This window comes from Pusillimonas noertemannii, assembly GCF_003096595.1.
Classification (GTDB): domain Bacteria; phylum Pseudomonadota; class Gammaproteobacteria; order Burkholderiales; family Burkholderiaceae_B; genus Pusillimonas; species Pusillimonas noertemannii.
Genome location: NZ_QEKO01000002.1, coordinates 530713 through 545932, shown reverse-complemented (window position 1 = coordinate 545932; position 15220 = coordinate 530713). Strand labels below are relative to the sequence as shown.

The following is a 15220-nucleotide window of genomic DNA, read 5'->3' as shown; positions in this document are numbered from 1 at the left end:
TGGAGTGTTTTCATGACTGGACCTCCGGCCCTTCCAAAACCGTTAAACTTAGGGCCTGATACCTTTTGCAAAGGGCGGCCGCCGCGCCGCAGTCCCGCCTCATCATGTTTTCTTTCTTGCCATTCCCCGCCCCGGCTTCTTTGTTTGCCCGCTTGCTCAATAGCTTGTTGCGTCGCGAAGACTGGGCCAAAGAGCGGCTTGCCCGCCACGCCGGCAAGTCGCTGCGGTTCGTGGCCGAGCCGTGGCGGGTGGGCCTGGCCATAAGGTCCGACGGCCAGGTCGAAGCCAGCGATTCCGCCATCGTTCCCGATGTAACGCTTACCTTGCCCGGCGAAAAGCTCGCGCAGCTGCCCGCTATATTGCGTCGCGGCAATACCGACGAAATCACCGCCTTGCTGCACATACAGGGCGATGCGGGCCTGGCGCAGGTGGTTTCCGAGCTTGCGCAGGGGCTGCGCTGGGATATCGAAGACGACCTGTCGCGCCTGGTCGGCGACGTGGCCGCCGTCCGCATTACAGGCGCGGGACGCAACCTAGCCGGCGCCGCCCGGCGCTCCACGGCCCGGTTGGCCGAGAACGCGGCCGAGTACCTTGTCGAAGAAAGTCCCCAGGTGCTGGGGCGGCCGGCATTCGAAGACTGGCGCGACCGCCTGCAGGCCATGCAGCAGCGGCTTGGCCGCCTCGAGCAGCAGGTCCTGCGCATCGAACGCCGCGGCGCGCATCACGCGGGGCGCGCCTGACCATGCTGACGCTGTGCCGCCTTATTCGCATCGTCCTCGTATGCCTGCGCTACCGGCTCGACGAGCTCGTGCTGTCGAGCATCAAGCATCCTGTGGCCCATGGCCTGCTGAAGGTCGTGCGCTTTGGGCGGCCGCCGCGCATGGCGCGGGGCGTGCGTCTGCGCCTGGCGCTCGAGGCGCTGGGGCCCATCTTCGTCAAGTTCGGCCAGGTTCTCTCTACAAGACGAGACCTCATTCCCCACGATGTGGCCACCGAGCTGGCCCTGCTGCAAGACCGCGTCCCGCCCTTCCCCTCCGAGCAGGCGGTTGCTTGCATCGAGGCGGCGCTGGGCGCCTCGCCCCACAAGCTGTTCCAGCATTTCGAGACCAAGCCCGTGGCCTCGGCCTCTGTGGCCCAGGTGCATTTCGCGGTGCTGCACGACGGGCGGGAAGTGGCGGTCAAGGTGCTGCGGCCGGGCATGCTCAAGGTCATCGACAAAGACCTGGCCCTGATGCGCATACTGGCGGGCATGGTCGAGCGCCTGCTTCCCGACGGCCGGCGCCTCAAGCCGCGCGAGGTGGTGGCCGAATTCGACAAATACCTGCATGACGAGCTGGACCTCATGCGCGAGGCGGCCAATTGCAGCCAGCTGCGGCGCAACTTCGGCCCTGAAACCGGACGCAACCATCTGCTGATAGTGCCCGAAGTGGTCTGGCAGTACACCGCCAGCACCGTATTCACCATGGAGCGCATGCGGGGCATACCTGTCAGCCAGCTCGACAGGCTGCGCGACGCGGGCGTCGACATCGAACTGCTGGCCCGCACGGGGGTCGAGATCTTCTTCATGCAGGTCTTTACCGACGGCTTCTTTCATGCCGACATGCATCCGGGCAATATCTACGTTTCTGACGCGCCCGAGACGCTGGGGCGCTACATTGCGCTCGACTTCGGCATAGTGGGCTCTTTGTCCGAGCACGACAAGAACTATCTGGCCCAGAACTTCCTGGCCTTTTTCCGGCGCGACTACCGGCGGGTGGCCCAGTTGCACATCGAATCGGGCTGGGTGCCGCCCGATACGCGCGAAGAAGAACTCGAGGGCGCGGTGCGTGCGGTATGCGAGCCCTATTTCGACCGCCCCCTGGCCGAGATCTCGCTGGGCCAGGTGCTGATGCGCCTCTTCCAGACGTCAAGGCGCTTCAATGTCGAGATCCAGCCGCAACTGGTGCTGTTGCAAAAGACACTGTTGAACGTCGAGGGCATGGGACGCGAGCTGGATCCCAACCTCGATCTCTGGAAGACGGCCAAGCCTTATCTCGAGCGCTGGATGCGCGAGCGGGTGGGCCTTGCCGGCGTGCGCAAGCGCATGGAACAAGAAGCGGCCCAGTGGGGGCAGATGCTGCCCCAGCTACCGCGCCTTACCTACGCGGCGCTGTCGCGCCCCAATATGCTGCCCCATGTGCATGCCGAGCTGACCCGGCTGCGCAAGGCCCAAGAACACTCCAACAGGCTGCTGATCGTGTTTGCCGCCACGGTGGCGGTGGCGATCGGTGTTGCAATTTGGGCACTTGCAGCCCATTGAATTGGGTATTACGCTTATTTGAATGAATTTGTCAAGTAAAGGGTCTATTGTCGTTCTTGCGACAGCGGGCTCCAGGTCTACGCTAAGCGGGGCATAGGCTTGTCGACGACACGTGTGCAGCATGCCCACGAAAACCATGAAAACCAAGAGAGATTCTTATGCTTTATCCTGAATTGTTCAAATCGATGGAAGCAGTGCGCTGGAACATGGCCTCTGACATCCCCTGGGACCAGTTCGAGGCAAGTAAACTCTCGGACGAACAAGCCTACACGATCAAGATGAACGCCATCACCGAGTGGGCAGCCTTGCCGGCGACCGAGATGTTCTTGCGCGACAACCGCGACGACAGCGACTTTTGCGCCTTCATGTCGATCTGGTTCTACGAAGAGCAAAAGCACTCGCTGGCGCTGATCGAATACCTGCGCCGTTTCCGTCCCGAGCTCATGCCCACCGAACAAGAGCTGCACAAAGTGCGCTTCGAGTTCGATCCGGCCCCAGCGCTCGAAACCCTGATGCTGCATTTTTGCGGGGAGGTGCGCCTGAACCATTGGTATCGCCGCGCGGCCGACTGGCATACCGAGCCCGTCATCAAGGCCATCTACAAAATCATTGCACAAGACGAGGCGCGCCACGCGGGCGCCTATCTGCGCTACATGAAGCGCGCCCTGGTGCATCAGGGCATGGAGTTCGGCCAGCATGCCAGGCTGGCTTTCTCGAAGATAGGCGTGCTCATGGCTTCGGCCCACCGCACGCCCCAGGCGCTGCACCCCACCAATCTGCATGTCAACAAAGACATGTTCCCCAACGACACGGTGCAGTCCCAGCTTCCCAGCCCGGGCTGGCTCGAGAACTGGCTCGACAACCAGATCTGCTTCGACAAGGAATGGGAGGGCAAGGTCAGCGCCCGCATCCTGCACAACCTGTCGCTGCTGATGGACACCACCTTCAATACGGTGCAAGACCTCAATCGCTATCGCAAGGGACTGATCAAGAACCAGCCTGCGACGGCGGGTGCATGAGCGCCCGTTTCGAGGCCAAGGTACTTTCGCGCGAAGAATGCGTCGCCCGCGCGCAAGCGGGCGATTTTGCGCGTCCGCTGGTATTTACCAACGGCGTATTCGATATTCTGCATCGCGGCCACGTCAGCTATCTTGACGAGGCGGCACAGCTGGGCGCCACGCTTATCGTGGCCGTGAACACCGACGCTTCGGTGCGCCGCCTGGGAAAGGGCGCCGATCGGCCGCTCAATGCCCAGGCCGACCGGGCGGCGCTGCTGGCGGCGCTGGCCAGCGTTTCGCATGTCACCTTCTTCCATGAAGACACCCCGCTCGAGCTCATCGGGCAGTTGCGCCCCGACGTCATCGTGAAGGGGGGCGACTACGACATGAGCGTGTTGCCCGAGACGGCCCTGGTCGAATCCTGGGGCGGGCGCGCGGTGGCGATACCGTTCGAGTTTCAGCGTTCGACGACTTCGCTTGTGCGGAAGATTCGTTCTTGAGCCTGGGAGTCGAAGCTTAATGCTCTGCCGAGGCGCTTTTTAGCGTCGTAGCCATTCTTTGGGTTCTTGAGCCAGGCGAGGGGCGGTAAACTCTTTGCAGGCCGCATCATGCGGCCCTTCGGGCTTCCCGAATTTCTCTGCTTTGGCCGGGCGGCGGCAGAACTCAACCTCGCTCCTACGGAGCTCGGGATTCAAACAGGCTGTCGCCGAAAGCCCCCGACCAAAGCAGAGAAATTCGGCGCCCGCTGGACGGCCTGCAAAGAGTTTACCGCCCCTCGCCCTCTGATCAAGTATTAGCGGCGAGAGAGTAGTACCTAGCGTTGGGTCGTGGTCGGGCCGCGCCTTTCTTCGAGCAGCGCGTTGATGGCGACGATGTCCTCGTCGGTGAGTATGCCGCTGGCGGCCTTCAGGCGCAGGCTGTTCATCAGCGTATCGTAGCGGGCCCGCGATAGCGCGCGCCGTGTTTCGAACAGCTGCTGCTGGGCGTTGAGCACATCGATGTTCACCCGCACTCCTAGTTCATAGCCGGTGCGATTGGCCTCGAGCGATGCCTGGCTTGATTCTTCGGCCGCCCGCAGCGCCTGGATGCGGGCCAGGCCCGAGGTGACGCCAGAGAAATACTGCTGCGTGGATTGCACCGCCTGGCGCTTGGCCGCCTCGTGGACGTAGCGCGCCTGCTGCAGGCGGGAAGTCTGTTCGCGCACCTGCGAGGAAATCTCGCCGCCGCTGAAGATCGGGATGGAAAGCTGCAGCCCCACTGCCGAATCCACCGAGCGCGGGCCGTTGCGCTGGCCGTAGATGCCCTGGTCGCTGGCACTGCCCGTTTGCGCGTAAAGGCTTAGCGTGGGGTAATGGCCGCTGCGGGCGATGTCGATCTGTTTCTCGATGATCAGGGCGTCGAGCCGCGCCCGCGCGACATCGAGGCTGGCCTGCGACGATTGCGTGGTCCATTCGTCAAGGCGCGCCGGAGCGGGAGGCGGCAGCGAGGTGTCGGGATCGAGCCCCAGCAGCTTGCCGGGACGCTCGCCGATGATCTTGGCGAGCATGTCCTCGCTGACCTGCAGGGCGTTGTGCGCCTCGATTTCGGACGCGTTGAGCAGGTCGAGGCGCGAACGCGCCTCGTAGATGTCGGTAACCGTGGTGGCCCCCACCTGGAAACCCCGCTCGGCCGCATGTAGCTGGGTTTCGACCGCCTGCTTCTGGGCCTTGATGGTTTCGAGGGTGTCCTGGCTGGCGAGTACTTCGAAATACGCCTGGGCGACGCGCAGGATCAGGTCCTGGTAGGCCTGCTGCAAGGCCAGGTTGGCCGAGTCGGCGATGTATTCGGACTGGCGCAGCTGGTCCCACTTGCCGATGTCGATAATGGGCTGGGTAAGCGTCAGGGCCCATAGCCCGACGCGGCGGGTCTCGTAGTGCTGAAGGTTGTGCGTGCGGCGGACGTCTTCGATTTCACCGCTGGAATCAAGCGTGATGTAGGGCAGCAGCCGGGCCCGGGCCTGCGGGATTTTCTCTTGGTCGGCGTTGCGGCCGGCACGCGCCGCGGCGTAGGCGGGGTCGCGCTGCAGCGCCGCGGACCACACCGAAAGCAAGTCCTGGCCCAGCGCAGGAAAACACACGCCCAGCGACATTGCCGCTGCGGCCAGGGCAAGCAGTGGGCGGCGGCGCATTCAGAACTTGAATTGAGACACCGCCGTACCGCGCAGTGGCTTGATGACGGTATCGAACAGGCCTTCAGTGTCGAAACTGGCTGCGCTTGTCCGGGTGATGCGGCATGCGGTCATGACGGGCTGAGTGCCGACCACGACGACCATGCGGCCGCCTATGCTGAGCTGGTACTTGAGGGCGTCGGGAACGGTGGGCACCGAGCCGGTAAGGAGTATGGCGTCGTATTCGGCCGTGCCCCAGCCCGCGTGGGCGTCGCCGATCTCGACCTTGACGTTGCCGACCTTGTTGCGGTGAAGGTTCTCGATGCCGAAGGCGGCGATGCGGCTGTCGATTTCGATGCTGGTAACCTGTTGCGCCAGTCGGGCCAGCAGGGCTGCCTGGTAGCCCGAGCCCGTGCCGATCTCGAGGACGCAGTCACTGGGCGTGAGCTGCAGCTCTTGGGCCAGGCGGGCCTCGACCTTGGGCGTCAGCATGGTTTCGTGCGTGTCGACGGCATTGATGACCAGGGGCAGCTCGACATCCGAGAAAGCCAGGGCCTGCAGCCGGGACGGCGCGAAACGCTCGCGGCGCACGTCGAGCAGGGCCTGCAGCACGCGGTGGTCTTGCACCTGCCAGGGGCGGATCTGCTGCTCGATCATGTTGAAGCGGGCGAGTTCGGTTTCGGAGAGGCCAGTCGCGGTCATGACGTCATGTAGAAAAGAGAAAGGCAAACTGGCCCATTGTACCGATTCGTTGCAAGGCCTGCCGCGCCCCTGGCTTGCCGCGCCCCGGGCGCGGCGGGATTCACCACCAGGCGTGGAAGTGCTGCACGGGGCCATGGCCCGATCCGACGCTTAGCCGGTCGGCCTGGCCGATGGCCGCCACCAGATAGGCTTTGGCCCGGCGGGCGGCTTCGGGCAGATCGCCGGTCTGGGGCAGCAGGGCGGCCAGCGCGGCCGAAAGTGTGCACCCCGTGCCGTGTGTATTGGGCGTGTCGATGCGGCGGCCGGGCAGCTCTATCATCTGGTCGCCGTCGTGCAGCAGATCGATGGTGTCGGAGCCCGGCAAATGGCCGCCCTTGAGAAAGACCCAGCGCTGGCCCGAGTCGCTCAACTGGCGGCGCAGCTTCTCGGCCACCCTGCGCATGTCGCGCAGATTGTCGGCCGCCGAGCCGCCCACCAGCACGCCCGCCTCGGGCAGGTTGGGCGTAAGCACGGTGGCCAGGGGCAGCAGGCTCTCGCGCAGCTCGTCGATGGCGCTGCGCTCGAGCAGGGCATCGCCGCTTTTGGCGATCATGACCGGATCGAGCACGACGTGCTCGGGCTTCCAGTGGGCCAGCCTTTCGGCCACGGCCCGCGTGACGCCCTGCTGGCCCAGCATGCCGATCTTGACGGCATCCACGCGCACATCGGAGAACAGGGTGTCGATCTGCAGCGCCACGAACTCGGGCGGCACAGGGCTGATGCCTGTTACGCCCCGTGTGTTCTGGGCGGTAAGCGCGGCCACCACCGCCATGCCGTACGCGCCCAATGCGCTCATGGCCTTGACGTCGGCCAGTACGCCGGCGCCGCCGGAAGGATCGACCCCGGCGATGGAAAGAGTGTTCGGAATCATGTCTTGACGAATACCGGTATCGGGCCGCGGCTAGCGCGACTGGATCAGCCCCTCGGCGGGCGAGCTGGGGTCGGCGCTATAGAACTTGCGCGGCATGCGGCCGGCAAGGTGGGCTTCGCGCCCGGCCTCGACGGCTTTCTTCATGGCGCTTGCCATCAGGATGGGGTCGCGCGCGCCCGCGATCGCAGTGTTCATGAGGACGCCGTCACAGCCGAGCTCCATGGCGACCGCGGCATCGGAGGCGGTGCCCACGCCGGCATCGACCAGCACCGGGACACTGGCCTGGTCGATGATGAGGCGCAGGTTCCAGGGATTGAGTATGCCCATGCCCGAGCCGATGAGCGACGCCAGCGGCATGATGGCCACGCAGCCAAGGTCTTCGAGCATGCGGCACTGGATCGGGTCGTCGGCGCAGTACACCATGACCTTGAAGCCGTCGTCCACCAGGGTTTTGGCGGCCTTGAGGGTTTCAGGCATGTTGGGGAAGAGGTTGCTGGGGTCGCCCAGTACTTCGAGCTTGACCAGGTCGTGGCCGTCGAGCAGCTCGCGCGCCAGGCGCAGGGTGCGCACGGCGTCGTCGGCCGTATAGCAGCCGGCGGTATTGGGCAATATGGTGAACTGCGACGGCGGCAGGAAGTCGAGTAGATTGGGCTCGCCGGCGTTCTGGCCGATATTGGTGCGGCGGATGGCGACGGTGACGATCTGCGAACCGCTGGCCTGGATGGCGGCGCGGGTTTGTTCGAAGTCTTTGTACTTGCCGGTGCCCACCAGCAGACGCGACGTGTATTCGCGGCCGGCGAGCTTGAAAGTGTCTGAATGAGTCATTTACAAGAGAGGTGGCGTACGGGCGCCGGCGTGGGTCGAGCAGTTGGATTGACGCGGGGCCGGCGTGCCGTCTGTGAAGGATTTGCTGCAATCAATGTAAAAGGATAAAGCATTTGGCGGGGTTTGTGCAGCGGAAGGGCGAGTGTCCTGTTTGGTTAATTGTGTGCTTATATTCGGATGCATGGGCTTGTCAGGCAAGGCGCAAACCACAGCGATAGCTGTAGCTATCGCGCGGATTTGCAACGTAGCATGGCGAGCCCAGGCGCCCTCAGGGCGACGCAATGTTTTATCGACCCGTTCCCTTGCGGGCGCGTTCCAGCTTTTCGCACAGCCCGCCGGTGGCCTCGATCAGGCGGGGGCCGGGGCGGAAGAGGGTGTCGGGGTCGATGCCGTATACATGGGTCCCCGTTTCCGGGGCCAGGCCCAGCGAGGCCCATTGCTCCCGGGTCCGGCGCTCATCCTGCGGCGTCGCGGCGGCCGCCAGGATGACGTCGGGCCGTTCCGCCAGGATGCGCTCGACGCCTATGGGCAGGGCGGCAAGGGGGCCGTCCTGAAAGATGTTGACGCCGCCGCAGGCTTGCAGGGCGTCGTTCAGCAGCATGTCCTTGCCCACGGCGTATATAGGCGAGTGGCCGATCGCTATGAAGACGGATACGGGCGGGCGATGGGCGTAGCGGCTGCGCAGCCCGCGCAACTCGCCGCGCAGCGCGGCAGCGGCCCGCCCGGCTTGCCCTGTGGTGCCCAGGCGCTTGCCCAGGTGCTCGATCTGGCCGGGGATGTCGTCCAGCCGGGCCGGGGCCAGGAACTCCACGTCGATGCGCAGGCTTTCCAGCAAGGGGGCCACGGCCTTTACGGCGCCCGAGTCGTGCCAGGCCAGCACCAGGTCGGGCGCCAGGCGCGCCAGCATTTCGGCATTGATGCTGGCCACGCCGTCGCCGACCTTGGGCAGGGCGCGTGCGGCGGCCGGGTAGTTGCTGCTGGCCACGGTGCCGACCAGGCGTTCGCCGGCGCCGGCGGCAAACACCATTTCGGTGATGTGGGGCGCCAGCGTCACGACCCGGCTGGGGAGGTCGGCGCCTTGCGCCCAGGCCGGCAGCCCGGCCAGCAGGCATACCGCAGTCAAGAGCTTTGCCGCCCGCTGCAGCAGCCGCCCGCACCCAAGCCGGCTCAGCCTCCCGGCCGGTGGCATGGGCCGTCCGCGGCCCAGCCGCAAAGCGGTGTCGGAAAACGGAGCCGGGCGCGGATGCGGCATGGCTACATCTTCAGGGCCAGGTTCACGAACACATTGGAACCGGGCATGTTGTAGCCATAGGCATTGGCGTAGTCCTTGTCGAATACGTTGTTCCAGCGGACCTGCACCGCCACTTTCGACGTGAAGGCGTACGAGGCTGTAAGGTCGAGCAACCCATAGCCGCCCAGGCGGGTCGTGTTGGCCGCGTCGTCGTAGCGATGGCCGGTGAAGCGGTATTGCGCGCCCAGCGCGAACTGGCCGATCTGGTGGTCGACGCCGATGCGGTAGCTGTGCCGGGCTCGTCGGGCCAGTCTCGATCCGGTCTCGTCGTTGCGTGCGTCCAGGTAGTCGAAGCCGGCATGCACCCGGGTGTCGCCCCAGTTGCGGCTGCCTGTCAGCGAGACGCCCCGCAGCGTGGCCGAATCGATGTTCTGCATGGTGTAGGTTTCATCGCTGGCGATGAGGTTGCGCACCTTGTTGCGATAGGCGGTCAGGCCCATTTCGTATTCGGCCGAGGTGTAGCGCAGGCTGGCTTCGATGTTGCGGGACTTTTCAGGCTGCAGATCGGGGTTCGAGCCCCAGGGCCCGTAGAGGTCGCTCATGGTGGGGGCCTTGAAGCCGGTGTTGCCCGCCACGCCCACGCGCCAGCCCGGCGCGATGTCGTAATCGTAGGCCAAAGAGCCTGTGGCCTGGTTGCCGTAGCCCGAGATGTTGTCGTTGCGCGCGCTGGCCTGCAGGTGATGCCGCGCGAAGTTGCCGCGCCAGATCAGCCCGGCCGAGTTCGTGTCGCGCCGGTCTTCCTGGTAGACGTTGCTGCCGCGCGCTCTTTCCTCGAGGCGCTCGAGGGACAGCGACAGGCTTTGCCGCTCGTCCACCTGCAGGGTGTTCTGCCAGGAGTAGCTGCGCTGAAGGCTGCCGTAGGTGGCAGGATAGAAGGGGTCGCGGTCGTCGCCCATCTCTTTGGTCAGGCCGAAGCGCAGGACGCTTTGCCAGCGGTCGGTGAGCTGATCGGTGCTGGTCAGCGTGTAGGCTTGCTGGCGCGTGATGGCGTGCAGGGGATGAGAGAATTCGCCGTTGTCGTAGTCGGCGTCGATATAGTTATTGTAGGCGGTGAGGCCGATGTGATGGCCCGGCTTCCAGCGGTAGCCCAGCGAGCCCGAGAAGCCATGCTGGCTGTAGCCGTCGCGATCGGGGTGATAGGCGCCGAACAGGGCCAGCGGGCCGGTGGCGCTGTATCCATCGCTTTCGGCCACGCTGGCCGAGAAGGCATAGTCCCAACCATCTTGCGCGCCCGAGGCGCCCGCGCTGGACTTGAACGTGCCGTGGCTGCCGAAGCCGAGATTCCCGTGGGCCTGAAGCGGCCGGTCGCCGCCGTCCCTGCGGGTGATGATGTTGACCACGCCGCCGATGGCGTCCGAGCCGTACAGGCTGCTGGCCGCGCCCCGCAGCACCTCGACGCGCTCTATCAGGGCCGGGTCCAGGGCGTTCCAGTTAATGTTGCCGAGGGTCGAGCTGTTGATGCGCACGCCGTCGACCAGCACCAGGGTCTGGTTGGCATTGGCGCCGCGCAGGAAGACGCTGGTCGGGGTCTGGGGGCCGCCGGAGTCGGCGAACTGGATGCCATGGTGGCGGGACATGATCTGGGCCAGGCTGTCCTGGCCGGCCCCGGCGAGTTCGTCGCGGCCGATGACGGTGACGTCGCCCAGCGCGTCGGCCTGGGCCTGTGCGATGCGGCCGGGCGTGACGACGATGTCTTCAAGCTGGGAAACCGGGGTCTGGGCGTAGAGGGAAGCGGGGGCAATACAGAAAGAAAGGGCGGCCAGTGCGCGCGCCCGGAAGACTTTTTTCATTATGGTACCTGAGCACGGCGTGCGTCCCCGCACGCCACGAGAGGAAAAACCGTTGCGGCGGATTCGCCCGGCGCTGTGCGCCGGCGGGCCGGAACGGGCTCGGTGAAGGCTGGTGTCGGGCTGGTGTCAAGGACACGGTACCGTTGCGGGGGCAGCACAGCTTGCGCGGCCCTTCATCGAAGCGATGCGGGCGGCGGACTGTTTCCCATTGAACTTTCGCAGCATTGCGGCCAGCATGGCCGGACGCGAAGCCGAAAGCACCTCCGAGGGCGATTTTAACCCGAGGACGATCCAGGGGCGGCCGGCGCCTGATCGGGATGCGCGGGAACATGGGCCAGGCTGGCCGATGCGGCCGCCGCAGCGGCGCCGCGGCGGCCCGGCCGGGCATACTCGTTACAATAGAGTGTTCCCTTAGCCAATTACCATGCCGGCCGAGCCGGCCTTCGCCCGTTCTTTCAGGTAGCCGCGTGTCCCATCCTTCCCTGCCTTATCCCCTTTCTTCCTATACCCATGGCGCCGAGTTCGCGCGTCTTCTGGCCAGCCGCATGATGATCCTGGACGGCGCCATGGGCACCATGATCCAGCAGCACAAGCTGACCGAACTGGATTTCAGGGGCGAGCGCTTTGCCGAGCATCCCAGGGACGTCAAGGGCGACAACGAGCTGCTGTCCCTCATCCGGCCCGATCTCATCCTGCAGATCCACCGCCAGTATCTCGAGGCGGGGGCCGATGTGATCGAGACCAATACCTTTGGCGCGACCTCGATCGCGCAGGGCGATTACGGGCTGGCCGACATCGCCTACGAATTGAACGTTGAGTCGGCCCGCCTGGCCCGCCAGGCCTGCGACGAGTTCAGCACCCCAGAGCGGCCGCGCTTTGTCGCCGGGGCGCTTGGGCCCCAGCCCAAGACGGCCTCCATCTCGCCCGACGTCAACGACCCGGCCGCGCGCAACGTAACGTTCGAAGAGCTGCGCGCCGCGTACACTGAGCAACTGAACGGCCTGCTCGACGGCGGCATCGACATCGTGCTGATCGAGACGATCTTCGACACGCTCAATGCCAAGGCGGCCATCTTCGCGGTCGAAAGCGTGTTCGAAGAGCGGGGCGTGCGCCTGCCGGTCATGATCTCGGGCACGGTCACCGACGCGTCCGGGCGCATTCTTTCGGGCCAGACCGTCGAGGCCTTCTGGAATTCGGTGCGGCATGCACGTCCCATAACCATAGGCCTGAACTGCGCGCTGGGCGCGGCGCTGATGCGGCCCTATGTCGCCGAACTATCCAAAATCTGCGACACCTACCTGTGTGTCTACCCCAACGCGGGTCTGCCCAATCCCATGGCCGAGACCGGCTTCGACGAAACCCCCGGCGACACCTCTTCGCTGCTCGAGGAGTTCGCCCGGGCGGGGCTGGTCAATATGGTGGGCGGCTGCTGCGGCACCACTCCCGAGCATATCCGTGCCATCGCCGAGAAGACGGCCGAACTGCCGGTGCGCCAAGTGCCCCAGGTGCCGGTGCGCACCCGCCTGTCGGGCCTCGAAGGCCTTAATTTCGATGCCGAGTCGCTGTTCATCAACGTCGGCGAGCGCACCAACGCCACCGGCAGCAAGATGTTCCTGCGCCTGATTCGCGAAGAAAAATACGAAGACGCGCTGGCGGTGGCGCGCCAGCAGGTCGAAAACGGCGCCCAGATCATCGACATCAACATGGACGAGGCGATGCTGGATTCGGTCGCCTGCATGCACCGTTTCCTGAACCTGGTGGCTTCCGAGCCCGACATCGCCCGCGTGCCCATCATGGTCGACAGCTCCAAATGGGAGGTCATCGAGACCGGGCTGCGCTGCATACAGGGCAAGCCGATCGTCAATTCGATTTCCATGAAGGAAGGGGTGGGCCCCTTTCTCGAGCATGCCAGGCTGTGTCGCAAGTACGGCGCGGCGGTGGTGGTCATGGCGTTCGACGAAAAAGGCCAGGCCGATACCCTGCAGCGGCGCAAGGACATCTGCGGCGAAGCCTATCGGCTGCTGGTCGAAGAGGTGGGCTTCCCGCCCGAAGACATTATCTTCGACCCCAACGTGTTCGCCATCGCCACCGGCATTGAGGAGCACGACCACTATGCGATGGACTTCATCGAGGCGGTGGGCTGGATTACGCAAAACCTGCCCCATGCACGCGTGTCGGGCGGCATTTCCAATGTCAGCTTCTCGTTCCGGGGCAACGAGCCCGTGCGAGAGGCCATCCATACCGTCTTCCTGTACTACGCCATCCAGCAGGGTCTGACGATGGGCATCGTCAATGCGGGCCAGTTGGGTGTCTACCAGGACATCGACAAGACACTGCGCGACCTGGTCGAAGACGTCGTGCTCGACCGGCCCGAGCCCGTCGGGCGCACCGACCCGAAGGACGAGCGCAGCAGCACCGAGCGCCTGGTCGAGTTCGCCGAAACGGTCAAGGGCTCGGGCGTGCGCAAGGAAGAAGACCTGAGTTGGCGCGAGCAGGCGGTCGAGCAGCGCCTGACCCATGCGCTGGTCAACGGCATTACCACCTTCATCGTCGAAGACACTGAAGAGGTGCGCCAGAAGATCGCCGATCAGGGCGGGCGGCCCATCCAGGTCATCGAAGGCCCGCTGATGGACGGCATGAACGTGGTGGGCGACCTGTTCGGCGCGGGAAAGATGTTCCTGCCCCAGGTCGTCAAGTCGGCGCGCGTGATGAAGCAGGCGGTGGCCCACCTGGTGCCCTTCATTGAAGAGGAAAAGCGCCAGATTGCGGCGGCGGGCGGCGACGTGCGCCCCAAGGGCAAGATCGTCATCGCCACCGTCAAGGGCGACGTGCACGACATCGGCAAGAACATCGTCACCGTGGTGTTGCAATGCAATAACTTTGAAGTGGTGAACATGGGGGTGATGGTGCCCTGCGCCGACATCCTGGCCAAGGCCAAGGAAGAAAAGGCCGACATCGTCGGGCTGTCGGGGCTGATCACCCCCAGCCTCGAGGAAATGGCCTATGTGGCGTCCGAGATGCAGCGCGACGACTACTTCCTGAGCCGCAATATGCCCTTGCTCGTGGGCGGCGCCACCACCAGCCGGGTGCACACGGCGGTAAAGATCGCCCCCAACTACGAGGGCCCGGTCATCTACGTGCCCGACGCCAGCCGCTCGGTGGGCGTGGCCACCAGTCTCATGTCCGACCAGTGCGACGCATACCTGGCCGAGGTGGCCGAAGAGTACGAGCTGGTGCGCAAGCGCCACGCCAACCGCAAGGAAACCCCGCTGGTCAGCCTGGAAGACGCCCGCGCCGCCCGGCCCGCCATCGACTGGTCGGCCTATGTGCCGCCCAGGCCCAAGTTCATAGGCCGGCGCACCTTCGCAAACTACGACCTGGCCGAGATTGCGCGCTACATCGACTGGACGCCGTTCTTCCAGACCTGGAGCCTGTTCGGCCAGTACCCGGCCATTCTGCAGGACAAGGTGGTGGGCGAGCAGGCGGCCAAGGTATTCGAAGAAGGCCAGGCCATGCTGCGCAAGATCATCGACGGACGCTGGCTGACCGCCAGCGGCGTGGTGGCCTTTTATCCGGCCAATACCGTCAATGACGAAGATATCGAGGTCTACAGCGACGAGTCGCGTTCCCAGGTGCTGTTCACCTGGCGCAACGTGCGCCAGCAGACTGTGAAGCGCGACGGGGTCGACAACAAATGCCTGGCGGACTACATCGCGCCCAAGAGCAGCGGCGTGGCCGACTACATCGGCATGTTCGCCGTGACGGGCGGGCTGGGCATCGAAGCCCGCGACAAGGCCTTTCTCGACGACAACGACGACTACTCCAGCATCATGCTCAAGGCGCTGGCCGACCGTTTCGCCGAGGGTTTCGCCGAATGCCTGCACGCGCGCGTGCGGCGCGACCTGTGGGGCTATGTGCCCGACGAGACGCTGGACAATCAGGCGCTTATCGCCGAGAAATACCAGGGCATACGTCCGGCGCCCGGCTATCCCGCCTGCCCCGAGCACGTGGTCAAGAAAGAGATGTTCCTGCATCTGCGCCCTGAAGAGATCGGCATGCAGCTTACCGACAGCTATGCCATGTATCCGGCGTCCAGCGTGTCGGGTTTCTATCTCAGCCATCCGCAGTCGCAGTATTTCAACGTGGGCCACATCGGCGTCGACCAGCTGCAAGACTATGTCCGGCGCAGCGGGCGCGAAGAAGACGACGTGCGCCGCACGCTCGCCAGCGTCCTGCGCTGACCGATCACAAGGGTGACG

Annotated in this window: 11 protein-coding genes and 1 riboswitch; of the genes, 5 read left to right on the top strand and 6 right to left on the bottom strand. The window is 64.9% G+C overall.

All coding sequences use genetic code 11. The annotated features are described in order from the left end of the window. Nucleotides 1–104: 104 nt before the first annotated feature. From C7440_RS09675 to rfaE2, 4 genes are all read left to right on the top strand, one after another. Entirely contained in the window at nt 105–740 is a 636-nt protein-coding gene (locus C7440_RS09675; RefSeq protein ID WP_243410877.1) for a ubiquinone biosynthesis accessory factor UbiJ, read from the top strand. 2 nt (nt 741–742) lie between these two features. Continuing rightward, the gene (gene ubiB / locus C7440_RS09670) at nt 743–2299 is read left to right on the top strand and encodes a ubiquinone biosynthesis regulatory protein kinase UbiB (RefSeq protein ID WP_116518364.1); all 1557 of its coding nucleotides are present in this window, start codon (nt 743–745) and stop codon (nt 2297–2299) included. 158 nt (nt 2300–2457) lie between these two features. Then, nucleotides 2458–3318: a ferritin family protein gene (locus tag C7440_RS09665; protein ID WP_017524871.1), complete on the top strand. Its 861-nt coding sequence runs from the start codon at nt 2458–2460 to the stop codon at nt 3316–3318. Beyond that, the gene (rfaE2, locus tag C7440_RS09660) at nt 3315–3797 is read left to right on the top strand and encodes a D-glycero-beta-D-manno-heptose 1-phosphate adenylyltransferase (RefSeq protein ID WP_017524870.1); all 483 of its coding nucleotides are present in this window, start codon (nt 3315–3317) and stop codon (nt 3795–3797) included. Before C7440_RS09665 ends, rfaE2 begins: the two co-directional genes overlap by 4 nt. 314 nt (nt 3798–4111) lie before the next feature. Here the strand turns inward: rfaE2 and C7440_RS09655 are convergent, their stop codons facing one another. The 6 genes from C7440_RS09655 to C7440_RS09630 all read right to left on the bottom strand — a co-directional run bounded on the left by C7440_RS09655 (nt 4112) and on the right by C7440_RS09630 (nt 10961). Further along, nucleotides 4112–5464 carry a TolC family outer membrane protein gene (locus C7440_RS09655; protein WP_116518363.1) on the bottom strand — a complete coding sequence of 451 codons (1353 nt, stop codon included), beginning with the start codon at nt 5462–5464 and terminating at the stop codon, nt 4112–4114. After that, a complete protein-coding gene (locus tag C7440_RS09650) occupies nt 5465–6145 on the bottom strand; it encodes a protein-L-isoaspartate O-methyltransferase family protein (RefSeq protein WP_017524868.1) in 681 nt (226 codons plus the stop codon). A gap of 100 nt (nt 6146–6245) precedes the next feature. Continuing rightward, nucleotides 6246–7055, bottom strand: coding sequence for a bifunctional hydroxymethylpyrimidine kinase/phosphomethylpyrimidine kinase (gene thiD, locus C7440_RS09645; RefSeq protein WP_017524867.1), 810 nt, complete (start codon nt 7053–7055; stop codon nt 6246–6248). Nucleotides 7056–7085: 30 nt separating this feature from the next. Then, nucleotides 7086–7880: a thiazole synthase gene (locus C7440_RS09640; protein WP_017524866.1), complete on the bottom strand. Its 795-nt coding sequence runs from the start codon at nt 7878–7880 to the stop codon at nt 7086–7088. 286 nt (nt 7881–8166) lie between these two features. Further along, nucleotides 8167–9132 carry an ABC transporter substrate-binding protein gene (locus C7440_RS09635; RefSeq protein ID WP_116518362.1) on the bottom strand — a complete coding sequence of 322 codons (966 nt, stop codon included), beginning with the start codon at nt 9130–9132 and terminating at the stop codon, nt 8167–8169. Nucleotides 9133–9134: 2 nt separating this feature from the next. Further along, complete coding sequence (locus tag C7440_RS09630) at nt 9135–10961, bottom strand: TonB-dependent receptor domain-containing protein (protein ID WP_116518361.1); 1827 nt, start codon at nt 10959–10961, stop codon at nt 9135–9137. 90 nt (nt 10962–11051) lie between these two features. Then, a riboswitch (cobalamin riboswitch) is annotated at nt 11052–11240 on the bottom strand. 188 nt (nt 11241–11428) lie between these two features. On the opposite strand from C7440_RS09630, the gene metH reads away from it, so the two are divergent. Next, nucleotides 11429–15202 (top strand): methionine synthase, encoded by a 3774-nt coding sequence (gene metH / locus C7440_RS09625; protein WP_116518360.1) that lies wholly within the window; start codon nt 11429–11431, stop codon nt 15200–15202. The last annotated feature ends 18 nt before the right edge of the window (nt 15203–15220 follow it).